Annotated in this window: 24 protein-coding genes; 15 read left to right on the forward strand and 9 right to left on the reverse strand. The window is 62.0% G+C overall.

The window, feature by feature from the left end; translation table 11 throughout:
* Positions 1 to 7: 7 nt before the first annotated feature.
* A complete protein-coding gene (locus AC3WQS_RS14405; protein WP_020968083.1) occupies positions 8 to 1,216 on the reverse strand; it encodes an MFS transporter in 1,209 nt (402 codons plus the stop codon).
* A 99-nt stretch (positions 1,217 to 1,315) separates the two neighbouring features.
* Here AC3WQS_RS14405 and AC3WQS_RS14410 point away from each other — a divergent pair, with 99 nt between their 5' ends.
* Entirely contained in the window at positions 1,316 to 2,335 is a 1,020-nt protein-coding gene (locus AC3WQS_RS14410; protein WP_019746357.1) for an Lrp/AsnC family transcriptional regulator, read from the forward strand.
* Positions 2,336 to 2,338: 3 nt separating this feature from the next.
* On the opposite strand, the gene AC3WQS_RS14415 is transcribed toward AC3WQS_RS14410, so the two are convergent.
* Positions 2,339 to 3,052, reverse strand: coding sequence for a TMEM165/GDT1 family protein (locus AC3WQS_RS14415; protein ID WP_019746358.1), 714 nt, complete (start codon positions 3,050 to 3,052; stop codon positions 2,339 to 2,341).
* A 292-nt stretch (positions 3,053 to 3,344) separates the two neighbouring features.
* Positions 3,345 to 3,872, reverse strand: coding sequence for a hypothetical protein (locus AC3WQS_RS14420; protein WP_019746359.1), 528 nt, complete (start codon positions 3,870 to 3,872; stop codon positions 3,345 to 3,347).
* 165 nt (positions 3,873 to 4,037) lie between these two features.
* On the opposite strand from AC3WQS_RS14420, the gene AC3WQS_RS14425 reads away from it, so the two are divergent.
* The 4 genes from AC3WQS_RS14425 to AC3WQS_RS14440 all read left to right on the forward strand — a co-directional run bounded on the left by AC3WQS_RS14425 (position 4,038) and on the right by AC3WQS_RS14440 (position 8,645).
* On the forward strand, positions 4,038 to 5,387 hold the full coding sequence (locus AC3WQS_RS14425; RefSeq protein ID WP_021332695.1) for a DUF1254 domain-containing protein: 1,350 nt from the start codon (positions 4,038 to 4,040) through the stop codon (positions 5,385 to 5,387).
* 156 nt (positions 5,388 to 5,543) lie between these two features.
* Complete coding sequence (locus AC3WQS_RS14430; protein ID WP_019746361.1) at positions 5,544 to 6,116, forward strand: HdeD family acid-resistance protein; 573 nt, start codon at positions 5,544 to 5,546, stop codon at positions 6,114 to 6,116.
* Positions 6,106 to 7,254, forward strand: coding sequence for an AI-2E family transporter (locus AC3WQS_RS14435; RefSeq protein WP_020905730.1), 1,149 nt, complete (start codon positions 6,106 to 6,108; stop codon positions 7,252 to 7,254). The genes AC3WQS_RS14430 and AC3WQS_RS14435 overlap by 11 nt, the downstream gene beginning before the upstream one ends.
* A gap of 44 nt (positions 7,255 to 7,298) precedes the next feature.
* The gene (locus AC3WQS_RS14440; RefSeq protein ID WP_021342413.1) at positions 7,299 to 8,645 is read left to right on the forward strand and encodes a YhgE/Pip domain-containing protein; all 1,347 of its coding nucleotides are present in this window, start codon (positions 7,299 to 7,301) and stop codon (positions 8,643 to 8,645) included.
* Here AC3WQS_RS14440 and AC3WQS_RS14445 read toward each other — a convergent pair whose 3' ends face one another.
* On the reverse strand, positions 8,646 to 9,269 hold the full coding sequence (locus tag AC3WQS_RS14445; RefSeq protein ID WP_003944189.1) for a superoxide dismutase: 624 nt from the start codon (positions 9,267 to 9,269) through the stop codon (positions 8,646 to 8,648).
* A gap of 260 nt (positions 9,270 to 9,529) precedes the next feature.
* Between AC3WQS_RS14445 and AC3WQS_RS14450 the strand changes: the two genes are divergently transcribed.
* The 3 genes from AC3WQS_RS14450 to AC3WQS_RS14460 all read left to right on the forward strand — a co-directional run bounded on the left by AC3WQS_RS14450 (position 9,530) and on the right by AC3WQS_RS14460 (position 12,068).
* Complete coding sequence (locus AC3WQS_RS14450; RefSeq protein ID WP_166655136.1) at positions 9,530 to 10,708, forward strand: acyltransferase family protein; 1,179 nt, start codon at positions 9,530 to 9,532, stop codon at positions 10,706 to 10,708.
* Positions 10,647 to 11,360, forward strand: coding sequence for a peptide-methionine (S)-S-oxide reductase MsrA (msrA, locus tag AC3WQS_RS14455; RefSeq protein ID WP_020905733.1), 714 nt, complete (start codon positions 10,647 to 10,649; stop codon positions 11,358 to 11,360). The genes AC3WQS_RS14450 and msrA overlap by 62 nt, the downstream gene beginning before the upstream one ends.
* A gap of 111 nt (positions 11,361 to 11,471) precedes the next feature.
* Positions 11,472 to 12,068, forward strand: a complete 597-nt coding sequence (locus AC3WQS_RS14460; protein WP_223257952.1) for an Rv1733c family protein — start codon at positions 11,472 to 11,474, stop codon at positions 12,066 to 12,068.
* A 15-nt stretch (positions 12,069 to 12,083) separates the two neighbouring features.
* Here the strand turns inward: AC3WQS_RS14460 and AC3WQS_RS14465 are convergent, their stop codons facing one another.
* On the reverse strand, positions 12,084 to 13,013 hold the full coding sequence (locus AC3WQS_RS14465; protein WP_070384785.1) for an LLM class F420-dependent oxidoreductase: 930 nt from the start codon (positions 13,011 to 13,013) through the stop codon (positions 12,084 to 12,086).
* Positions 13,014 to 13,029: 16 nt separating this feature from the next.
* Positions 13,030 to 14,811 (reverse strand): hypothetical protein, encoded by a 1,782-nt coding sequence (locus tag AC3WQS_RS14470; RefSeq protein ID WP_492712073.1) that lies wholly within the window; start codon positions 14,809 to 14,811, stop codon positions 13,030 to 13,032.
* 415 nt (positions 14,812 to 15,226) lie between these two features.
* Here AC3WQS_RS14470 and AC3WQS_RS14475 point away from each other — a divergent pair, with 415 nt between their 5' ends.
* The 4 genes from AC3WQS_RS14475 to AC3WQS_RS14490 are packed head-to-tail and all read left to right on the forward strand — an operon-like array spanning position 15,227 to position 18,745.
* Positions 15,227 to 16,186, forward strand: a complete 960-nt coding sequence (locus tag AC3WQS_RS14475) for a DUF4328 domain-containing protein (RefSeq protein ID WP_492712075.1) — start codon at positions 15,227 to 15,229, stop codon at positions 16,184 to 16,186.
* Entirely contained in the window at positions 16,183 to 16,947 is a 765-nt protein-coding gene (locus AC3WQS_RS14480; RefSeq protein ID WP_019746370.1) for a glycerophosphodiester phosphodiesterase, read from the forward strand. Before AC3WQS_RS14475 ends, AC3WQS_RS14480 begins: the two co-directional genes overlap by 4 nt.
* An 11-nt stretch (positions 16,948 to 16,958) precedes the next feature.
* The gene (locus AC3WQS_RS14485; protein WP_024487903.1) at positions 16,959 to 17,873 is read left to right on the forward strand and encodes a DUF5926 family protein; all 915 of its coding nucleotides are present in this window, start codon (positions 16,959 to 16,961) and stop codon (positions 17,871 to 17,873) included.
* A gap of 53 nt (positions 17,874 to 17,926) precedes the next feature.
* Positions 17,927 to 18,745, forward strand: a complete 819-nt coding sequence (locus tag AC3WQS_RS14490; protein ID WP_492712077.1) for an alpha/beta fold hydrolase — start codon at positions 17,927 to 17,929, stop codon at positions 18,743 to 18,745.
* Here the strand turns inward: AC3WQS_RS14490 and AC3WQS_RS14495 are convergent.
* Together AC3WQS_RS14495 and AC3WQS_RS14500 are read right to left on the reverse strand one after the other, a co-directional pair.
* Positions 18,742 to 19,287, reverse strand: coding sequence for a ferritin (locus AC3WQS_RS14495; protein WP_024487904.1), 546 nt, complete (start codon positions 19,285 to 19,287; stop codon positions 18,742 to 18,744). The two genes, AC3WQS_RS14490 and AC3WQS_RS14495, sit on opposite strands and share 4 nt — an antisense overlap.
* Positions 19,288 to 19,441: 154 nt before the next feature.
* Positions 19,442 to 20,368, reverse strand: a complete 927-nt coding sequence (locus tag AC3WQS_RS14500) for a cation diffusion facilitator family transporter (protein WP_019746373.1) — start codon at positions 20,366 to 20,368, stop codon at positions 19,442 to 19,444.
* A gap of 179 nt (positions 20,369 to 20,547) precedes the next feature.
* Between AC3WQS_RS14500 and AC3WQS_RS14505 the strand changes: the two genes are divergently transcribed.
* The 3 genes from AC3WQS_RS14505 to AC3WQS_RS14515 are packed head-to-tail and all read left to right on the forward strand — an operon-like array spanning position 20,548 to position 22,509.
* Positions 20,548 to 21,177 (forward strand): M23 family metallopeptidase, encoded by a 630-nt coding sequence (locus tag AC3WQS_RS14505; RefSeq protein ID WP_021342425.1) that lies wholly within the window; start codon positions 20,548 to 20,550, stop codon positions 21,175 to 21,177.
* Positions 21,178 to 21,205: 28 nt separating this feature from the next.
* On the forward strand, positions 21,206 to 21,565 hold the full coding sequence (locus AC3WQS_RS14510; protein WP_492712078.1) for a BlaI/MecI/CopY family transcriptional regulator: 360 nt from the start codon (positions 21,206 to 21,208) through the stop codon (positions 21,563 to 21,565).
* Positions 21,562 to 22,509: a M56 family metallopeptidase gene (locus tag AC3WQS_RS14515; RefSeq protein WP_387403855.1), complete on the forward strand. Its 948-nt coding sequence runs from the start codon at positions 21,562 to 21,564 to the stop codon at positions 22,507 to 22,509. The genes AC3WQS_RS14510 and AC3WQS_RS14515 overlap by 4 nt, the downstream gene beginning before the upstream one ends.
* On the opposite strand, the gene AC3WQS_RS14520 is transcribed toward AC3WQS_RS14515, so the two are convergent.
* A complete protein-coding gene (locus tag AC3WQS_RS14520; protein WP_029254185.1) occupies positions 22,510 to 23,154 on the reverse strand; it encodes a DsbA family protein in 645 nt (214 codons plus the stop codon).
* Between the last annotated feature and the right edge of the window lie 34 nt (positions 23,155 to 23,188).

Here is a 23,188-nt window from a genome sequence, read left to right on the forward strand (position 1 = left end):
GTGATGATCAGTTGGCGGTCTTCAGTTGCACCAGGTTCAGCATCTTTTCTCGGGTCTGCGGTGCTGCCATTACCGCGATGATCGCCACGACGGGCCCGAGCGCGAGCGATACGAATGCCGCTGACCAGGAGAGATGGTCCACGATGAATCCGAACACCAGCGGCGCGACAATCCCGGCGACCATGCCGCCGAAAATGATCATCGACGAGGCGGCTCCGACCACCGAAGAAGGCAGGCTACGAAGTGGGAGTGCAAAACACGGCATGAAAGCGAAAGAGGCAGCGGCAGATCCGAGGGTGACGAGAACGACGAACAAGGCCGTGTTGGAGGCGAAAGGAACTGAAACGAGCATCACGATGCACGCGAGCATGGACGGCACTACGACGATGCGGCTGTTGCCTGCCAGTCGATCCGAGATTCGGCCGCCGATGACGGTGGTCACGGCGGCCACCACGGTTGCCGGGATGAGAAGGAGGCTCGCACTCGAGAGGGCGATTCCACGTTCGTCATGGAGGTAGGACGGAACCCAGGACGACATCCCCCAGATCACGAAGTCGTAGCCGAAGAACATCAAGGCGAAGAGCCACATCGCGCGGGAGCGAAGTACGGTGCGCATGTTGTCCCAGGAGGAATCCGGACCGTGGTCGATCTCCGCCGGAAGTGCGGGCGGGAGCCACAACTTGATGCTGACGAGCGAGAGTACGCCGAGCGCCGCGACGGCCAGAAACATCCCACGCCAGCCGATCAACGGGAGAAGCGCTGCCGCAACGACAATGGCGAGAAGCGTACCGACGGCGTTGGAACTGTTCATCCATCCGGTTGCGGTGGCACGTTGCTCCGGGATGCTGCGTTCGGCAACCAGCTTTACTGCGGCTGCCGGAAACACGCCCTGTGCGAGACCGAAGAGAAAGCGAACAACCAGAAGCGTCCCGAACGACCACGCAAGGGCGGTGAGGCCGGTGAAGACACTCCACGCCACCAACCCGATCAGAGCCATCCGGACTGCGCCGTATCGATCGGCGAGCAGTCCACCAGGCAGTTGGGCCAGTGTGTATGCAATGAAGAACGTGGAGATGATCAATCCACGCTGGGAGTAGTCGAGATCGAACTCCTCACCGAGCAAAGGGAGGGCGAGGTTGATCGCCAGCCGGTCTATGTAGTCGATCGCGTAGGCGACGAACAGCAGCGCGACCGTGACTTTGGTGGAGCGAAGCACTGGGCCTCCAAGTGGTGAACCTGTGAAGTGATTCACATATCTTTGGCAAACAGGCAGGGATCACCGGTCAGAATGCAGTAATCCAGCAATACTTGGCAGATGAAGCCGGAATCCGACGCATTTGTGATCGCGGAATCTGATCTGGAGATCATCAATGCACTCCAACTCAACCCCCGCGCGTCGTGGACGCAGTTGTCCTCGGTACTCGACATGGATTCGACGACGATCGCCCGCCGGTGGCGTCGCCTCGTCTCGAACGGTCATTCGTGGGTCAACGCGGTCGCAATCGGTCGAACCCACATATTCGGCTATCTCCTGATCAGGACCACTCAGGATGCGGTTGCCGACGTGGGGGAGCGGTTACGTGAGCTGGCCTGCGCTTATCTGTTGGCCAGGACGGAAGGTGAGTACGAGTACTTCGTCGGAGTTGTGGCCGCCGACCAGAAGAGTTTGGACGCCTTGGTGTGTGAGCACCTTGCTGCCGATCCTGGAATCTTGTCGATCAGAAGCCGGGTCGGGGTGAAGGTGTACCGAGACGGCTTCAGTTGGGAGCCGGGCGCTCTGGGGCAAGCAGGTCGCGCTCAGCTGGCAACCGCTGCGGCGCCGGCAGATCCGACAGTGTTCCGTGAGTCCGACGGTGCCCTGTTGGAGGCGCTCGGCCGTGACGGACGTGCCAGCTATGCGCGTCTCGCCGCGATTTGTGGAACGAACGAGACTGCGATTCGACGGCGCTTGGCCCAGTTGACTGCATCGCGACAGTTGATTTTCCGCTGCGATGTCTCGCAACAGGCTGTCGGTTCACCGTTCGAAGTGATCTTCGATGTCGCTGTGGACGGTTCCACCGACGAACTCGGCAATCTTGTGTCGAGTTGGCCGGAGATCAGATTGTTGGTGGCGACTACCGGAACAGCGAACATGTTGATCAGCGTGTGGCTGAGCAGCCTCGCGCAGAGTCTTGTCGTCGAGGATCGACTCCGCCGAATCGGTAGTGTGCGGATCCTCGATCGACGTGTCTCGCTGTACCCGATGAAGCGGTTCGGGCAGCTACTCGGACCGAGCGGAGTGGCGGAAGGTCATGTCCCGGTCGCAATTTGGGGCGCCGGCGACGTTATTCGTTGAGCGTCAGTCGATCGGCGTCCGATTGTCGTCGACGAGGTGTGTATCGGAGTCGGTCGCACGGGAGCGCTTCCAGATCATCCGAGCCAGCGCACCCAGCACGGACACTGCCAGGACAACGCCACCGCCGATGATGCCGGCCGACGAGTCGGGGAAGATGCCCTCGAGCAGCAGCCAGACACCGAAGACGAAGAACAGCACCGCGGCGCCGATCTTGATGAATCCGTCCGGGAGGTGCTTGCCCAGTACCGAGCCGACGATGATGGCGAGAGCGTCGGCCGCCACCATGCCTACCGTCGACCCGATCCAGACGCCGATCCAGTCGTTGTCGGTCGCAAGGGTGATGGTGGCGAGCATGGTCTTGTCGCCGAGTTCTGCCAGGAAGAAGGCCGACGCGACGGCGATGAAGGCGGATCGCGTGACGCGACCGGCCTTGTTCTGCTCGTCGTCGGTGAGATCGTCACCGCGCAGGGTCCAGAGGCCGAAGATCAGGAACGCGATACCGCCGACGATGGAGATTGCAGCGGTGGGGAGTGCGACGCCCAGGTAGTGGCCGACGGCGACCGAGACAAGGTGAACAAGGGTGGTGGCGACGGTGATTCCGCCGAGGACGACCCACCAGCGATATCGCAAGGCAAACGTCATTGCCATCAGTTGCGACTTGTCGCCGAGTTCAGCGACGAAAATGACGCCGAAACTCAAAAGTATTGCGGCAAGCAAGGTTTACTCCTCCGGTCGGTGTAGGTCGGAGGAAAAATGCGAGCCTCCGGCCTGGGCAGGCGCATAGTGCGCTTGTCCGGCCGAAGGTCTCGCCCACCGAGGCCACAGGACCTTCGGTTCGCCAGGCCGGGTGCTTCGCGATCCGCACCAGGCGGAACGCGTCGAACCAGTATGTCGACACAGGCGATTGGGGGCTACTCCCCTTCGTTGCTACCCACGTTAGCGCGATCGGCTCGAATTGGCAAAGCGCACAGCAAGTTTGGGAGTCCGAACTTATCGCTTACCGCGGCCGTCACGAAGCGAGGAGCATGGCCAAAACAGCGGTGTCGGGATCGCTGATCAAATCGATGCCGACGCGGCTGATCATGGAGACGACCGTGCCGTCCGGCTCTGCCTCCACCCAGGCCGCACGATGCTCCAAGCCCAGGTAGGGAAGTCCTGGCAGTAGTACGCACCCCGACGCGCTTCCCTCGCATTCCGGCAGGCTGGGGGTAGTTTCCGACGGCGGGTGCAGCATGATCAGTGCCGGCGGCTGATGGTCGGAGAAACGGCCGGGTGTCAGTGCAAAATCGCCGAGCACCGGACCTTCGGCAACCACCAGACCGACGGTGCCGGGTTGCGGATCCTCGGGAACGTCCTCACGCACTCCGAAGACCGTCGTCGTCGGCAACAATCCCGGCATCGAGGCCACTCGGACAGCCAGGGCGAGAAGCTGCGCCCACTCCTGGGTGGTGTCCGGCCAACGGCCGGAAATGACGAAACCCTGCAAAGACCCAGCGGCTTGGAACGGAGAAATGCCTATTGCTTCGTTTCTGTTCATTTCTGTTCCTCCCTCGGTGCTGGGGCAAATCTCGGTCTGACGCGCATGCGTCGGTCCGGCACACCTCGTTGGGTAATCGAAATATGCACCTATTCGGTACTGGCACACAAGACAGGGAGAGTGCCAGCCAGGTTTGCGCTGGTGAGAGCGGTGGTATGCGCAGGCATGACTCTGTCGAAGAACCGTTCTCGGCTCGAAGACCTGGCAACGCAGGCGTGGATCTTCGGGTATCCCCTGTTGATTGCGGCGGTATCGCGTGACGTCATGACGGCGACGCCGACCCCGGTGGCGATGAAAGCCCCGCTCAACCAGTTCGCTTATGCGCGTACGACGCCCGATGCGAGCTTCACCGATGTCGTCTCGCCGAACGCGGACACTCTTTACTCGTCGGGGTGGCTGGACGTCTCGACGGAACCGCAGGTGCTCTCGCTGCCGGACTTCGGCACCCGGTACTGGCTGGTCCCCATCCTCGACGCGTGGAGCGACGTCTTCACGGTGCCGGGATCTCGGACGGTAGGACGCACCGGGGGACCGTACCTGGTGGCCGGACCGAATTGGAAAGGCAACGTGCCCAAGGGTTTGACGCTGCTGCGGTCGCCGACGGCGATGAATTGGATAGTCGCCCGCTACGCGACGTCAGGGGGAACAGACCTGGCCGAAGTGCACAGCCTGCAGGACCGGACGCGACTCACACCACTGTCGGAGTGGACAGGTGATCCGCAGGACTACACGCCCGGAGAAGTTCCGGTGAACTCTGCTGTCGACACGCGCACACCGCCGGTGGACCAGGTGGCCGCAATGGACGGCGAGACCTTCTTCACCACGCTCGACGCACTTCTCGACGACAATCCTCCGCGTCCGGAGGATACCGAGATGATGAAACAGCTGTCCGACATCGGAATCGGCTCGTCGCTGCCCTGGAAGTCGCGCCCGCAAGAGGTGCGTGATGCTCTCGACCGAGCTGCGCGGACCGGAATGGACGTGCTGAGCGAGATCGCCAAGGAGGCGGAAGGCAATCCGAAGAACGGCTGGACGATGCACCGCGGCTTGGGGCATTACGGGACTCATTACGCTCAGCGGGCTCTGATCGTCTGGCTCGGTTTCGGGGCCAACCTCGACGCAGATGCCGTGTACCCGCACGCTACGACGGACGTCGACGGTAAGCCTCTGACCGGTGAGAAGAAGTACGTACTTCATTTCGAGAAGGACGAGCTCCCGCCGGTCGAGGGATTTTGGTCGCTCACGATGATGAACGAGCGGCAGTACTTCGTGGACAACCCGATCGATCGATATGCCATCGGCGATCGAAGTGATCTGGTGTTCGCCGACGACGGCTCGTTGGACATCTATCTCCAGCACGAGTCGCCTGGTGGCGAGAAGGAGCGGAACTGGTTGCCCGCTCCGTCCGGTGACTTCAACGTCTTTCTGCGCCTGTACTGGCCGAAGGCTGCAGTGCTTTCGGGATCGTGGACCGCGCCCGGTATTCGGGAAGCAAGCATTCGGGAAGCAGGCTGAAAGTCCCCTCGCTTCGTACCCGAAGAGCACAACTCGGTATCAGCCGCGCGTTTCGATGGGCGGAAAGGTCACGATAGCCATACGATCTGTCGGTATTGCCCTGTTTGAAGAGCTGTTGAATCGGTCAGAGACACCCGCTTGCTTCGGAGGCTACTGATGGTCACGCAGAACCCGTTCGTGCAGTACGGCAAAGAGATCTGGTGGATGATCCTGATCCGCGGAATCTTCGGCGTGATCTTCGGAATCATTGCGCTCGTGTGGCCGGGAATTACCGTGGTGGCCTTGGTTTTCCTGTTCGGTATCTACTCCATTGTCGACGGCTTGATCACGCTCGTTCGAGCCATCCGGGACCGCGAACACCTGAGTTCGTGGGGATGGTGGGTGTTCACCGGCGTCGTTTCGGTGGGAGCCGGTATCGTCGCGCTGGTCTGGCCAGGCATCACGGCGCTGGTACTTCTGTACATAATTGCCTTCTACGCCATCATGTTCGGAATCTTCGGAATTGTCGGCGCCTTCAAGATGAAAGCGCTGCCCGGATCCAGTTGGGGATGGCTGCTCGCCGCGTCGGTGCTCGCGGTCATCTTCGGCATCATCCTTCTGATCGCACCAGGCGAAGGCATCATCAGCCTCATCTGGTTGTTGGGTTGGTACGCAATCTTGTTCGGCCTCTTCATGATCGTGGGCGCATTCCAGATCAGAAGCCGGGCAAAGGAAGCCGGTGTTCTCTAAGAAGGGCAAGCCGGCCGCCGCGGCTCCCGCTCCGATCCCCACGCTTTCCGGTAGTGCGAACTGGTCGATCCCGCGCGGTCTGATCGTCCTGCTCGGTCTCGCGGCCACCGTGGTTGCCGTCGGCGGAATGAAGGTGTTCGGCGGCATCCTCGGACCGGTATTCCTGGCGCTCGTGCTGACGATTGCCGTTCAGCCCATTCAGGATTGGTCACAGCGACGAGGATGGCCCAAGTGGGTCGGGATGCTCGGCTCACTGGTCACCGTGTACCTGATTCTGCTCGGGTTGGCGGCGTCGTTGATCGTGTCGACGGCCCAGTTGGCGACAATCCTGCCTCAATACTCCGAGGAGATGACCAACCTCCTCAACGAGGGCCGCGACAAGTTGGCCGACTTCGGAGTCAGCACCGAACAGATCCAAAGCACACTCAGCAGTATCGATCTCACGAAGGTCGTGGGCGTACTCGAAAGCGGGCTGGAGGGTCTGCTCGGCATTCTGTCGGATCTGGTGTTCATCCTCGCGCTGTTGCTGTTCATGGCTTTCGACGGCATGAGTATCCGCTCACGGTTGAATGTGCTGTCGGAGCAACGTCCCGAAATCTCCTACGCGCTCTCCACCTTTGCCGCCGGCACTCGCAAATACCTGGTCGTCTCGACGGTCTTCGGCCTCATCGTGGCGGTACTCGACGGTGGCGCGCTGTGGCTGATGGGCATTCAGCTGCCCGTCCTGTGGGCGTTGCTGTCCTTCATCACCAACTACATCCCCAACATCGGGTTTGTCATCGGCGTCATCCCACCGGCGCTCCTGGGACTCCTGCAGGGCGGGCCGTGGCTGATGCTGTGGGTGATCGTCGTCTACTCCGTTATCAACTTCGTGATCCAGTCCATCATCCAACCCAAGTTCGTCGGCGACGCCGTGGGGCTGTCGGTGACGATGACCTTCCTCTCGCTTGTCTTCTGGGCGTGGGTTCTCGGAGCACTCGGAGCATTGCTGGCGATTCCGCTCTCGTTGCTGGTGAAGGCCGTCCTGCTCGACATCGACCCGGCCACACGCTGGGCGGACATCCTGATCAGTGGTCCTCGAACCGAACCGGATGAAGACCCGAAAGAAGAAGCGAAACCGACCCCGGCGCCCACCTAGAACTTCTCAGTGTTTCTACAAGTTGTTGCTTTATCGTCTCGCCCATGAGCGCCGAGAACACCACCGAGAACTCCCACCGCCAGCCGTCACGCCTCGGTCGACGGCTGGCAGTGGGTGGTGTGGCCGCGATTGTCGCGGCTGCGGTGGCGGGGATCGGGTTCGTGATCTTCGCGGGCGGTGCCGATTCCTCGAACACCGTCGCGATCGTGAACGCCGACGCGGGAACCACGCTCGACGGCAAGGAACTTCGGGCCGGCGACACCCTGGTGGACACGTTGGGCAAGAACGAAGACTTCGACTTCCAGGTGGTCGACAACCCCGGCGGGAACTACTTCGCGACGTTGACGGTGCCGGAAGACTTCAGCGAAACCGTCGCGTCGATGTTCGGCACTGATCCCCGCCAAGCCAGTGTCGAACTGGCGGTGAATGGCTCGGACTCGGAGAAGTCCGCCGAGTTGACTCGGGCCGTATCGGCGCAGGTCGGCGCGGACGGAATCAAGGGTTTGCTGGCTCAGACTTCGGCCGCCAGGCGCTCGATCGATCAAAACCTCACCACCGCACAGATTCTGGTCGCCGGCACCAATGAGGCCGGAAAGTCCATCGATCAGGTGAAGGCAGGCGCAGGCACTCTGCTGCCGTATCTCGAGACCGCACGCTCGGGAGCGTTGGAGTTGATGAGCGTGGCGGACCAGGTATCCGGCGTGGTCGATCAGGCGTCGGGGTCGGCGGAAGAGCTGGCCACGCGCGCTGACTCACTGGGCCTGACGCTGGGGGAGGCGTCGTCGTCGACCGCGGAATTGAAGACACGGATCGACACGTTGCAAACTGCGTTGAACGGCCTTCCGATCCCGCCCGACGTGACAGCGCAACTGGCCGGTGTGAGTTCGGATCTCGGTGCGCTGAATGCGCAATTGGGCACCGTTCCGGCACTGTTGGGTGGCTCGGTCGGACCCGATACGGAGCTCGGTGATCTAGTCCGCACCGCTGTCGGGCAGCTGCAAGGCGCGAGCGATCAACTGAGCAGTGCTGCCGGACAATTGAACGACGGACTCATCCCCATCGCCGATCAGGCACCGCAGATGCTCGGCGACGTGACCGACCAGATCACCCAGGGATTCACGACGCTGCAAGGGATCGCCAAGTCATTGGTCACGGGCCTCGACGGCGCAAAATCCGGTATTCCGGCGATGACCACTCCGCAGCAGGTTCAGTTGACCTCGGTGCTGTCGGATCCGGTGGCCGTGAATCAGACCAGCGCGAACAGTGGTGACTCCGGAACTCGCACACTGGCATTGGTCTTCGGAGCCACGACGGTCCTGCTCGGTGGCGCTCTGCTGACGCGAACGGCGGCGCCCCTGGTGAGGCGCCGCCGTTCGCAAGAAGAGCTGTGACTAGACGATCAGACCTGCGGTCTGGGTACGTGCACGGTCGAAGCGAGCCGAAACGTCGTTCCAGTTGACGATGTTCCAGAATGCCTTGACGTAGTCGCCCTTGACGTTCTGGTAGTCGAGGTAGAAAGCGTGCTCCCACATGTCGAGGAGCAGCAGCGGCGTGAGGCCGATGGAGATGTTGCCCTGCTGATCGTAGAGCTGGACGATGATCAGACGCTGTCCGATCGAGTCCCACGCGAGGATGGACCAGCCGGAGCCCTGGATGGCGTTGGCGTTCGCGGAGAAGTGAGCGCGGAAGAGATCGAACGAACCGAAGTTGTCGTCGATCGCTGCGGCGAGCTCGCCTTCGGGCTTGTCGCCACCGTCAGCGCTGAGGTTGTTCCAGAAAACGGTGTGGTTGGTGTGGCCACCGAGGTGGAACGCCAGGTTCTTCTCGAGCAGGTTGGCCTGCGCTGCGATGGTGTCGTTCTCACGAGCCTCGGCCAGCTTCTCGAGTGCAGCGTTGGCGCCGGCAACGTAAGCCGCGTGGTGCTTGTCGTGATGCAGCTCCATGATCTTGCCCGAGATGTGCGGCTCGAGGGCTGCGTAGTCGTAGGGGAGTTCCGGCAGCGTGTAAACAGACACGAGGGTCCCTTCTTTGCGGGCTGGTGAGCCCTGGTGCTTTAGAGTGCGTCGATCACCGGTCACGGCGTGACGTCACTCGCGTATGTGCAAATCATTCTTCGGGTTTCCACCCAATAACATTCGTACACCGTCCGCAACAGTCCGGCTCAGGTAGTAATCACCAAAGAATAAAGTTTGGTTAACCGAACTTAGTCGGATCTAAGGGTAAGCTAATATGCGCAAATTCGTCGTAAAGGTGAACGGAACCTTAAACTTGCGCGATGCCCGCACCAGTTTTCCTCCCGGAATCACCAGAGGCGGCCGCGCCTCGGGTGAATCTTCCGGGCGCTGACCTGCTGCGAGCACTGGCGGTTGCCGCCGTGATCTACTCCCACATCTCTTTTTACGTCATCGACGATCTCGGCTCGGGCTGGTGGGTGATCGACGTCGTTTACGGCGTTCTGATCGAGCCCGCCGAACTCAACCAGCACCTCTCTTTTGTCGGCGTCGCGGTATTCATGATGCTGACCGGCGCTCTGGTGACGCGGTCCGCGATTCGTGACGGCCCCGGAAAGTTCTTGACCAACCGATTCAGCCGCCTGCTGCCCGCATTCTGGGTGGCAACCGCGATTGCCATTCTTCTGGTCCGCCTCGGAATCAACGGAATGTTCAGCGGTCAGGAAGGTATTTCCGATACCGAAGCGTTGATGAGCTTTTTTCTCGGCGGATTCTTTCTCAAGCCCGAGGTAGCGGTTCTCGGAGTGACCTGGACGCTCACCGTCCAGTTCCTCTTCTATCTCGCCTGCGTCGCGGCTCGACCGATATTGCGTCTGCGTCCAATCGTCATGCCGCTCGCCGGCGGAGCACTGTGCTCACTGGTGCTGCTCTACAACGTCTACGCGCCGTTGCCGTACACCGTGCCGATGCTGTCCAAGATCGCCGCGACGCTGCCGGCTGTCTTCCTCGGTCAAATCATGTACCTCGCGTGGGCCAAGCTCGCTCCCGGCCGCTGGCTGATCGTTGCCGTCCTCGTTCAGATGCACGTCATCATCGTGGCGACCCAGTTCCGCGTCTACTGGGCCGGCGAGCACTACCTGTGGACCATTTCGGTAGTCGCCGCAGCGGTAGTTCTCATCGGCCGCTACGACGGTGTCCCGACGCGCTGGTCAGTCGTGAAATGGCTTTCGACGCGCAGTTACATCATCTATCTCGTGCACACCCTGATCCTGTACCGCGTTGTCGAGAACACCGTTTTGCACGTCGGACCGACGCTGGCGTTCGCGCTGTTCCTTCTGGCAACGGCCGCGGTAGCAGAAATCGGCTACCGGTGGGTGGAGCTGCCCGGCGCCCGCGCGGTCACGGCGTGGCGAAACAGCCGCTCACGCGTAGCATCGAAGCATGAGCTGGTACGACGACATTCTGGGACGAGCGTCCGCAAAATCCACGCTGATCGCGCCTGAGGACGCCCTGCCCGGGCGAGAGCAGAAAATGCCGGTACCTACCGCGCACTACGTCAACGGGCATCCGTTGACGCCGCCGTTTCCGGCCGAACTGCAGACCGTCGTCGTCGGGATGGGTTGTTTCTGGGGCGCCGAGAAGGAGTTCTGGCAGCTTCCCGGTGTGTACACAACCGCTGCGGGTTATGCGGGAGGCTTCACCCCCAACCCGACGTACGAAGAAACGTGCTCCGGACGTACGGGTCACACCGAAGTGGTGCTGGTGGTCTTCGATCCCGCAGTGATCTCCTACGAGCAGATCCTGGCGCACTTCTGGGAGAACCACGATCCGACGCAGGGGATGCGTCAGGGTAACGACCAGGGCTCGCAGTACCGTTCGGCGATCTTCACGACGTCCGCCGAGCAGGAAGAAATCGCTCATGCGTCGGCCGTCGCTTTCGGTGAACGACTTGCCGAAGCCGGATACGGCGCGATCACCACCGAAATCGGTCCGCTGCGCGACTTCTTCTACGCGGAGGATTACCACCAGCAGTATTTGGCGAAGAACCCCGGCGGCTACTGCCCGGTGCATGCCACCGGCGTCAGTTGCCCGGTCGGATTGCTCCGTCAGGATCAGGTTCCGGCGCAGACGGACATCCTTCCGCCGAGTGAATAACTGGACAGGTGTTGGAGGACACATGTGATTCAGCTCGTTAACACTTGCAACTAGATCGAAACAAAGGGAATCTCGATGTAAGAGTGTGTCGTCGAGAGAACTGAGCTAATAATGTCAGGTAGTACGCGAGGAACTGCGTCGCTGCTCCGACGCACCATTCATGTAGGCCACGATCCGATGGTTCGCCGCAGTGATCGGATCGAAGGATTCATGTCCTTCGGTCTGATCATTTTCGCGATTCTTCTGCTGCCTCTCGCGGTATGGGCAGGGGCTGCGACGGCTTCGAGCCAGAACGCACTGATCGCCAAACAATCCGCCGAACTACACAGCATTTCGGCGACGACGACTGCAGACTCGACGCAGACCACCCCCTCGACAGCCGATTACATTGCACCGACCACCGAAATGGCCAGCGCGCAATGGAACTGGAACGGTGAGGTTCACACGGGTGATGTCACTGTCGACTCGGCGACGCCCGTCGGCACCGAGGTCCCCATCTACGTCAACGATCACGGCGACAAGACCGTAGCTCCGATCACGCAGAGTGCTGCCGACGTCGCAGCCGTGGTCACCGGGGTTTTCACCTGGTTCAGCGTGATGTCCCTGTTGGTCATCGCGTTCATGCTGGTGCGGGTCTTTCTCGATCGTTCCCGCTCGGCCCAGTGGGACCGAGACCTACGCGCGTTCCTCGACGCGAACGCGCTGTAGATCCCGGACCTTTCCTCACTGCAGTTGGGGCATGACCTCGCTTGCGACGAGTTCGAGATGATCCAGATCGGCCAGATCGAGAGTCTGCAGATACACGCGCTGTGAACCGGCCTCGGCGAAAGTGCCGATCTTGTCGACCAGCTCCGAAGGTGTTCCGGCCAGACCGTTCTCACGTAGCTCGTCCACGTCGCGTCCGATCGCTTCGGCGCGCTTCTTGATCTCCGCCTCGTCGCGGCCGCAGCACAGGACGAGAGCGTTGGAGTACACCAATTCGTTCGGATCGCGCTCGTGCTCGACGCAAGCCTGACGAACCCGCGCAAAGATGTCCTTCGTTTCCGCGAGGGACTTGAACGGGATGTTGAACTCGTTCGCGAACCGAGCGGCGAGTGCCGGAGTCTTCTTCTTGCCCGTGCCACCGATCAGGATCGGCGGACCGTCGACCTGGTGCGGTTTGGGAAGCGCGGGAGAGTTCTTGATCTGCACGTGCTTACCGTCGTAGTCGAACGTGTCGCCGACCGGCGTACGCCACAGGCCGGTCACTACGTCGAGAGTTTCCTCGAGCAGTTCGAAGCGATCCTTGAGCGCCGGGAACGGGATGCCGTACGCCTGGTGCTCTTCCTCGTACCAGCCGGCACCGATGCCGAGGTCTACGCGGCCACCACTCATCTGATCGACCTGTGCGACCGAGATGGCCAGCGGTCCGGCGTGACGGAACGTAGCCGACGTCACCAGAGTGCCGAGGCGGATGGTGGATGTTTCGCGGGCGATTCCGGCGAGCGTGATCCACGCGTCGGTGGGCCCGGGAAGGCCGTCGGAATTCATGGCGAGATAGTGGTCCGAGCGGAAAAATGCGCCGTAGCCGAGTTTTTCGGCGGTCTGGGCAACAGTCAGTAGTTGTTCGTAGGTAGCGCCCTGCTGGGGTTCGGTGAATATACGCAGCTCCATGACTTCCACTCTGCCACTATTTTGTGGAGGTCGGGACGACGGCACCGACTTGTCCGGCGCCGAAACACAGCGTCAGTCCCGGCGTTGTCGGCGTGATCTTCACACTGTTTCCGTGGCCGACCAGGCGCACGAATGCCGAGTGCAAACCCTGCGTCACGGGTACCGATACTGCGTCACCGGACTCCAACGCAACATCGATCGTTCCGTCGGTGCTCGCGAGGTAATTGAGCTGCACCGTCCATTCCCAGCCGGCCAGGGGGCCGTCGAGGGGGAGTTCGGTCGGGCCTTCGGCACGGGTGCCGCAGTTCGGTGCCGCTCCTTCGGGAATCCTTCTCGTCCAGGTCACTTCGGCATCGACAATCCGTCCGCTGTCGTCGATGGTGCGCAGAATCGGAGTGCTGGAAGAGAATTCGGGGCGATCAGGCAGTGGCGCGAGAACATTGCTTGCCAAATTGTTCGGAAAGGCGACGGGAAGGAGCACTTCGATCGCGACGGGTTGCTCGAGCAGTGGAGCATCCTCATTCTGTGACAACGACATTCGCGCGTTGGCGAGGTAGTCGCGAGTCGGGTTCTCGCGCCAGATGTCGACGAACGTGACGGTCGAGACGAGCGAACTGACCACGAAGAGCGCCGACAGGCCGGCGGCGACTGCGACGGGTATCCGGGCCGGACGCCGCCGAGGTGCAGCGAGAATCAGAGCGGCGGCGAGGGCGAACACCGTCGCCGAATCCGTGAAGTAACGCAAGGTCTGCGCCAACTCGTACGTGGTGTCGGCGTCGGATCGGGTAGCGGTCATCGCCACGACAGAGGCCAGGAAGTACAGCGCCGCGGCGACCCAGATCCAGGCAGCGCCGCGTCGGGCACGCACGGTCATCACGACCGTCGTCAGCAGCGCGGCCCAGGCCGCGGCCACCAAGACCGTCGGCGGATCGGCCCAGGCGGGGCTGGGGATCCACCGCTCCCAGCGCCAGGGGCCGCCGAGAAGGGTGGGAAGCATCCCCAAAGACGTGCCGTGATGCAGCAGTTCGGTGGACATGGAACGGCCGTTGCCGGTGATCGGAGATTCGACAGTTGTCAGATACACCGGAATCCAGATCGCGAGCACGGCGGCGCAGGCCGTCCACAGGCGTCGGCACTTCGTGACCGCACTTCGTATCGGCGTTCCTTCACCTTGTGTGCGCAAGTACAGCACCAGAAAAGCGAGTGCCACGAACGGAACGAGCACTGCCTTCTCGAAGAACAGCAGAGAGACGACAAAAACCGCGGTGCCCGAGAACACGTAGCGCACATGTCCGGTGCGGTACAGCTTGATCGCGTCGCCGCATGCCCAGGCAAGTGCGATCTGAAGCGGCAAGGCGTTGAGTGCGGCCGCCCACCACGAGAACGACGGAAGGGTCAGCGGGACGAAGAGATACAGGATCAGCGGAATCAACAGCGCCGGTCGCCAACCAAGGACCAACCGAAGAGTGCGCAGAAGCGCCAACGACGCCGCGGCCTGGCCGATGACGAGCAGCGTTGCCGACAGCGCCCAGTTGTACGGCGCGATGCGGGTGATCAACCCGGTGAAGAAGAAGGCCGCGGGCATGAAGTGACCGTCGTGGTCGTAGAGCAGGAGTTCGCTCGAGAAGAGAGGGAAGCGTCCTCCGCGGCCGATCAGGATGAGGTCGTCCCAGTAGAAGTAATTGCTCGCGGCAACCCAGGCGCGAATGACGAGCTGACATCCGATCAACACGAACGCGAGCTGCGCGACCCGTTTCGGGGTGAACGTCAGAGTTGGCTCGGGCTGTGGCGAAGTCATCGACGGTCATGCTTCCAGGTGTGTCAAAAACCGACTTCCCGCAAAAAAGGGATAACGGTCTTTTCTGTCTTTTCGGGAGCAATTTCTGAATGGATTGTGAACTTTGCCGGGATAAATGACGCCGACGCCCAAAAGTTCACTGACCTGCGGTGTCAAATTCATCCTCGAGCCTGTGCATCGTTCGCTAACACCTGTCAGCAAATTCTCAGGGTCTTGCCCGTGACCTGTGGATAAAGCCCGATTCATTCATCCAGAACTGTGGATGAACCTGTGGAAACTGTGGATAACTCGAGTTTTTAAGTGGCGGAGGTCACATTATTCGAACAATGCAGGTGAACGCGGTGGAGGTTCGATCACAAATCGGGAGTGAATCCATTTGCTGCCGTTACCGATACGGCGTGACAGAATCGAAGTTGTGAGTGTCGTTCAGGTCTGCGCCCGGTGCGCCGCACGCTGGCCCGTAGTCGGCGGCCCCACGCAGTGGTGCCCGCGCTGCAGCGGCGTCCTGCTGATCCCCACCCGCACCGAGATCTACCAACCACCCAACCGTCGTGGCTTCCGCTGGATCGCGCGCTCACCGTCCGACCCACGCGGCGTGGGGGACGCACCAGTGCGTCGTAGCCTCACCACCCCGCGCTACGACGCCGTCCCGCAGTGGGGGCTCCAGGACATCGTCGACACCTCACCGGTGCCGCCCTCGCGAGCGGACCGGATGGCCGAGCGAGTCGGGCCGTTGCTGACACTCGCGACGATTCTCTACGGACTCGCTGTGTTCGCCGAACTGGGCAGATACGCGATCCTGGTGCGTAACCGCACCACGCTGATCCCGCAGTGGCTTCTCACGGTCTCCGACGCCGCCGTGTACTTCACTCAGTTGGGTGGACTGCTGATCTCGGTCTTCGCGGCTGTCGCCGGTGTGTGCTGGCTGCTTCGTCGGCGTCATGAACACTTCGCAGGTGCCCGTGAATCCGATCCGCGCACAGCGTCGGAAGTTGTCGTCGGCTGCGCTGTGCCGATCCTCAACCTCGTGATGCCGGCGGTTTATCTCTTCGAGTTGGTCCGCCGCGATCCGCGCGGAACTCTGCTGGTGAAGATCTGGTGGGGCTTCTGGGGATTCAGCGCTCTGCTGCTGGTGGTCAACGCGTACTGGCGATCACGCCCGGGGATTCAGGCAATGGCCGACGGGGTTCTGCTGAACGCGTTCATCGCATTGGTCGCAGCCGTCACCGCGGCGTTGACGCTCGTCGTGATCCGACGGATCGAGCGCAGGGGTTGGCGCGGCGAACCCGAATCGGAAACTCGATGGGTGCCAGTGCCGCGCTCGGTGCTGGAAGAGAAGACGGTGTTGGACGAGAAGGAGACCGCTGCCCTGTGAGCCCAGATCGTCGAGGTCCACTCGTCGTTGCGCACCGGGGTGCGTCGGCTGCGCGGCCGGAGCACACCCTCGCCGCCTACGAACTGGCCCTCGAGGAGGGTGCCGACGGGCTCGAATGCGACGTCCGGCTCACCCGCGACGGACACCTGGTCTGCGTTCACGACCGCAAGGTCGATCGCACCTCCAGCGGCACGGGGATCGTCAGCGAGATGACGCTCGATTCGCTGAACGCTCTGGACTACGGGTCGACGAGCGAACCGGCCGAACTGCTGACTCTCTCCGACCTCATCACCCTCGCCCTGGATTTCGCGCGCCCGGTGAAGCTGTTCATCGAAACCAAACACCCAGTGCGGTTCGGCGGCCTGGTCGAAGCAAAACTTCTCGCGGAACTGCACCGCTTCGGGATCGCGTCGCCGCCGTCGGCCGATCACTCTCGCGCGGTGGTCATGTCTTTCTCGGCTACTGCGGTCTGGCGAGTGCGTCGTTCGGCACCGCTGCTGCCGACGGTCCTGCTCGGTGACGCGTCGCGATACCTCGGCGGTGGTGCGTCGACGGCTGTCGGCGCCACAGCGATCGGGCCGTCGATCAAGGCGCTGCGCGAACATCCCGATCTGGTCGATCGGGCTGCCGCTGCGGGTCGCGCGACGTACTGCTGGACCGTCGACGACAAGGCGGATGTGGACCTGTGTCGTGAGCTCGGGGTCAGTTGGGTGGCCACCAACCATCCCGGGCGCACGAAGCAATGGCTGGGCAGCGTGTAGATTTTGCCCTCGTGGCCAAGAAGAGCAAAAGAAACAGTGGACCGAAGCAGGGCAGCGCACGCGCAGAGAAGCTGGCGGCACGCCAAGCAGAGCGTGAAGCCGCTGCCGGCGCAGTGAACCGCCCGTTCGAGGGCCTTGCCGCCGAGTGCGATCTGGTCGCGCTGCGCGAATTCGTTCCGTCCGCCACGGCACCGTTGCCGGTCATCGGCTCCGACCGTCCCGTCACGTTGGCGACGGTCCTCCCCGGCGCTGTTGCCGCCCTCGTCCGCGACGAGGGCGAGACGGCCACCGGATTTGTCGGTGTCCAGGTTCAAGCGCACTCTGCCGACCTCGGCGCAGACCTCGCCGCTTCGGTGAACTGGATCAAGGACGCGGCCCCCGGCGACGCGCTTTCTGCCGCGAACCCCGATTCCGAGACACCCGCCGTCACCGAGGTTGTCGATCCCTCGGCTCTGCTCGACATCACCGTGCACCAGAACTTCAACTGGTGGATTCCGGAAGGCGTCGAAACCGATCCCGAGGTTGCCGCCACCGTGCAGCACGCCAACTCGGCGATCATGCCCTCGGCACGCCTCGAAGGCGACGGCCTCGTTGCCGCGTGGTGGGTCGACGCCGGCGAGAAGGCGCACCTGCGTTGGGTTCGCCCCGAGAGCGAAGACGACCTGATGCTCGCGTTGGCGCGCGTGCACGCGACCGGTGGACTGCACCTGGGTGAGGGCTCGCGCTACGCAGGCTCGTTCCGCACCCACGGCCTGTTGGTCCCCGTCTTCGACCTCGACCGCGAAAAGCATGCAAACGAGTGGGTAGCGGCAACCGTCGAGCTCGGTGAGCGTCTTGCCGAGGCTCTGGCCGTCGACGCTCCACTGAACTCGGCCGAGCTGCGCTCGCGCGACGGCCTGCGCGGACGCCAGGTCACGCTGCGCTGATTTTTTCGCCAGAACTATAGGCGTTACGCAAAGTTACGGTTAATGTTGGCGGCATGACTTTGTCGCACGACATCTCCGGTAGCGGTCCCACGCTTGTGCTCGTCCATGGCATCGTCCATCGACGGCAGGCGTGGGATTCGCTTTTGGACCAGCTGACGCCGTATCGCCGTGTGGTCACGGTCGACCTGCCAGGTCACGGAGAGTCCCTGCTGCCCGAACTCGGTCCGGACGTCATGGGACAGCTGATCGACGACGTCAGTGAGTTCGTCAAGGAAGTGACTCCGGCGGGGGAGCGCGCCCACGTCGCCGGAAACTCACTCGGCGGATGGATTGCACTCTCGCTGGCCGCGCGCGGAGACGTCGCGTCGGCGACAGCTCTGTCGCCGGCCGGGTTCTTTGTCAATCACCTCGATCAGGTGCGGGCGATCAACACGTTCCGTGCACTGCGCGGCACGGCCAAGCTCATGGGTGGTGGTCTGCCACGTGCATTGCGGTACAAGCTGATTCGCTATCCGGCGCTCGCCGCGTTCTTCGCTCATCCGAGTCATGTCGGTTATGCGGCAGCGTTGGCAGATTGCCGTTCGCTCGTGTCCAACGAACTCGTCGATCTCGGTCTCGAGATGGACTTCGTGTTGCCGCCCATCGTGGATCCCACTGTGCCGGTGACGGTTGCGTGGGGTCGACGCGATCTCATTCTGCCCGTGTACCAAGCGCAGCGCGTGAAAAAGCCGTTCCCGCAGGCGAAGTTGATGGTTTTGCCCGGACTGGGGCACGTACCGATGACAGATGCCCCCGAGCTGATCAGTTCGATCCTGCTGGCAGGAAGCGAACCGTTCGGCTCGAGGGCAAAATCCGTGAGTGCTGCAGGCTAGATGGTTCCGCCTGCTGCGTTCGGCGCACCGGTGGTGTCACCGACGGTGCTCATCTCGCGGGACACGAAGTCTTCGAGGTCGAACAGGTTGGCGCCTGCGCGGTCCGCGATGGTGAGAAGTGTTGTCATGCTGGCAACTTCCTCGACCTGCTCCTTGAGGAACCACTGCATGAACTGCTCACCGAGGTAGTCGCCTTCTTCGCGGGCAGTGCTCGCGAGCTGGACGATCTGCTCGGTGACCGTCTTCTCCTGCGTCAGCGCGAGAGCGATGGGCTCACGGGCATCCTTGAAGTCGGCCTTCGCGGCGTCGACGCCGGTGAGTTCGACGTTGATGTCGCGATCGAGGAAATACTGAACGATCATCATGGCGTGGTTACGCTCTTCCACAGCCTGCTTGTAGAAGTGCTTTGCCAGCTGTGGCAGGTCCGCATTGTCGAAGTAAACCGCTGTCGCGATGTACTGATGCGAAGCGTTGAACTCGTTGCGAATCTGGTCTCGGAGTAGTGCGTGGAATTTGGTCATGTGAGTCTCCCCAGAAGTCATGAATTCCAAGATAGTGCAGGTCAGAGGCCCTGTCATCCCAGTCTGACCTTATTGTGGTAAGCGTTCCCAAACTAAAGAAGACCTAATTTCTTTTCGAATTCGGTGCGGTTATCCATTGGCCCGAAAGCGAATGTTTCATTTAGGAATGTCCTTTTCACCAGGCGAGTTCCGTGCATTTACCGTCACTTCCCTGGAGTTCCACCTGCACGGTGGCGTGCTCCAGTTCGAATACCTCGGCCAGCAAGGTTTGGGTGGCCGCGAGCACCGTAGTGGGATCGGCGTCACTGGCCGCGGTGACGTGAACGGAAGCAACTTCCATCCCCGAGGTGAGTGTCCAGACGTGCAGATCGTGCGCGTCGACGACACCCGGGAGTGTGTTGATCTTCTCGAGTATCGAGGTGACGTCGATGCGATCGGGAGCCTGCTGGAGCAAGATGCGGACGGCATGGCGGCCCAGGTTGAAGGCGCGCGGCAAGACGAAAAGGCCGATGGCGACGCCGATGACGGGGTCGGCGTAGCGCCAACCGAAAGCGAGCGTGACCAAGCCGCTGACGAGGACGCCGATGGACCCGATCATGTCCGCCATGACTTCGAGGTAGGCGCCGCGGATGTTGATGCTTTCCTTCGCGCCGCTGCGGAGCATCAGGAAGGCGATGACGTTCATCGCCAAACCGACGACGGCGACTATCGCGACGGGGAGGCCCGGAACCTCGGGCGGATCCGAGAATCGGCTGGCAGCCTCGTAGAGCACCCACCCGGCGACTGCGAAGAGCAGGATCGCATTGGCCAGTGCCGCAAACACTTCCGTGCGGTACATGCCGAAAGTGCGATCCGGGCGCCGTGCTGCGCGCTGTGCGACGAGGATCGCGGCGAGCGCCATGAAGATGCCGAAGATGTCGGTGAACACGTGCGCCGAGTCCGAAAGCAGCGCCAGTGACGAGGTGAAGAAGCCGACCGTCACCTGCAGCACGAACGTCACCAACCCGAGGCCGGCGGCGATCCACAGTTTGTTGACATGCTTGCCGCTGTTGCTGGTCGCAGCCTCGGCGGGAGAGATTCCGTGCCCGTGTCCGTGTGACATCGAAGGTCCTTTCGTCGACGTCAGCCTAGACACATATGCATATATGCGCAATAGTGCATGTCTTAAAAACTATGCAACATAGTTGTAAGGTGGCGGCGTAGACCTTCATTTGTCATCGACGCGAGGACCGAGAAGTGGGAAGACATCGAAAATCCGAGCCGACCAGACCCGGCGGGCGCATGGCCGCGGTTTCCGTGGCGACGGGTGCAATCCTGGCGTCCGGCACTTCCATCGGGCACGCATCGCCGCTTCCAGTTGCAGCGGAAGGTCCAGCGCTGGTGTCGGTGCCGGAGATACTCGACCTTGTTCGGACGACGGATCTTGCCGGGATAGCCGAACAACTCGGTAAGACGAGACAACTCGAAGCCGAACGGGCGGCGTTGGCGTACGAGGCAGAAAAGCCGCGGGTGATGGCCCCCGTCAGCGGGACGATGACGTCCAACTTCGGTCCACGCTGGGGAACAACCCATTACGGTCTCGACATCGCAAACTCGATCGGTACGCCCATCGTCTCGGCGACCGACGGTGTTGTGATCGAATCCGGCCCCGCCGCGGGATTCGGGCTCTGGGTCCGCATCCAGCAGGACGACGGGACCGTCGGCGTCTACGGGCACATCAACGAGGCGCTCGTGGTTGCCGGTCAGAAGGTGCGGGCGGGTGAACTGATCGCGACCGTCGGCAATCGTGGACAATCGACGGGACCGCACCTGCACTACGAGGTGTGGCAATCTGACGGGCAGAAGACTGATCCGCTCGCGTATCTGAATTCCCGGGGCGTGTCGTTCGGGGAGAAGGCCGCGAGCGGTTGAAGTTCTGTCACGACGCGATGGAGGAGCAATGCAGGGGCTGGGCGGACTCGAAGCCGAGGTCATGGATGTGCTCTGGCAGTCCGACGACGCGCTCTCGGTCAAGGATCTGGTCGAGATCCTGGGTGAGCGTCGACAACTCGCGTACACCACCATCCTGACCGTCGTGACTCATCTCTACGACAAGGGCTGGGTGAGTCGTGAGAAGAAGAGTCGCGCCTACTTCTATCGGCCGAGTCGCAGCCGTGAAGAGGCCACATCCAGGGCACTGCGCGAATTGTTGGACAGCAGTTCCGATTCCGCTGCCGTGCTGTTGCACTTCGCGAAGACAATGACGGACGCTGAGAACGAGGCCCTGCGCCGAGGACTTTCCGGGGAAAGTGCGCAATGACACTGGCCTTGCCGATGCTTCTCGGTGCGGTATTCGTCGGATTTTTGGTTCCGAGAGCGTTACGGGCCGTTTCCTCGACGTTGTCACCGACGGTGCTGCTCGCGGCGTGGCTCGGCAGTATGGCGTCGGCTCTGTATCTCGCTCTCTCCGCGGTCTTGGTTCTGGTGTGGCCGAGCCACGCGCCGGTCGAGGGGCTGGTCGACGGTATCGCTCGGTGTTTCAGCGCCTTCGCGCACGGCACGAGTTCATGGGTGGGTGAACTGATCACCGGTACAGCCGTTGGTGTGGTGGGTTTGATCGCTGTTCGGATCGTGCTGGCCGGCCGCAAACAGGCACGTGAGCACGCGAGAGTCCGAGATTTCCATCGTGATGTTCTCTCGATCGTCGCGCGCCGCGACAACTCGGAGTCCGACGTGTTGTGGTTGGATCATCCGCTGCCGATGGCCTACAGTGTCGCCGGAAAGCCTGGATTTGTTGTTGCGACACAAGGCTTGTCATCCGCTCTTACCGGGGGCGAGCGTGACGCGGTCCTCGCGCACGAGCGTGCGCATCTGAGCGGCGGTCATCACCGAATCGTCGGTGCCTGTGAAGTCTTGGCCGCTGTTCTGCCGGGAGTGCCGTTGTTCGCGGCGGCACCTGCTGCCGTCGGCGCGATCGTGGAACTGTCGGCGGACCGGCACGCCGCTCGCGTCACCAGCCCGGCTGCTGTGCGTTCCGCCCTTGCCGTGGTGTCGAAATCGCCGCTTCCTCAGCCGGACTGGAGCTTGGGCGATCGCGGCGGCGCGACCGCAGTGCGATTGCGTTCCCTGGTCGACGGCGACGTGGCGTCGCCTCGGCGACTGACCTGCGCGGTTGCGGCGTGCGTGCCGGCGGCCGTCACGACGGCCGTTGCCTCAGCCGTGACGGTGGCCGTCTCCGCGGGTATCTGCGCTGTTCTGACCTGATCATTGCTCCAACGCTGAGTCGATCTGGGCTTTCAGATCTTCGTAGCTCGGCATCTGGGCCAGCTTCACGTCGTTGAGGAACAGCGTCGGGGTACCCTGGACGCCAAGGCGTTTGCCCTCGTTGAAGTCGCGCTCGACCCGCTCGCGGACGCCGCGACTGCTGAGGTCGGATTCGAATCGGGTCATGTCCAGGCCGAGATCTTGTGCGTAGGAGCGGAACAGTGCCTCCTGCGATTCGGCGGATTCACCCCACTGCGATTGCGTCTCGTACATCCGCCGATACATCTCGACGAACTTGCCCTGGCGAGATGCGGATTCGACGACCTGCGCCGCGAGAGTGCTGTTGGTGTGACTCGGAATCGGAAAGTATCTGATACCGAATGTGATTCGATCCTCGTACTCGGCTCTGATTCGCTCCATCGTCGGGTACAGCGCGAGGCAGGCCTCACATTCGAAGTCGAGGAACTCGACAAGATTCACTTTGTCGTCAGCGGCCGAGGTCAATCGGTACGCGTCGTCGGTCAGGACGGCGGTGGATTGTGCTGCCCGATCGGTGCTCTCGTTGTCCGCCCTGATCGGATCTACGGTGATGAACGTGATCAGTGCTACCGCGAACAACGCGATCAGGGCGGCGGATATCTTCATGCTTCTGGACACTGCTGTGTACCTTGACCTTCCG

It is taken from the genome of Rhodococcus sp. FW305-130 (genome assembly GCF_058788335.1).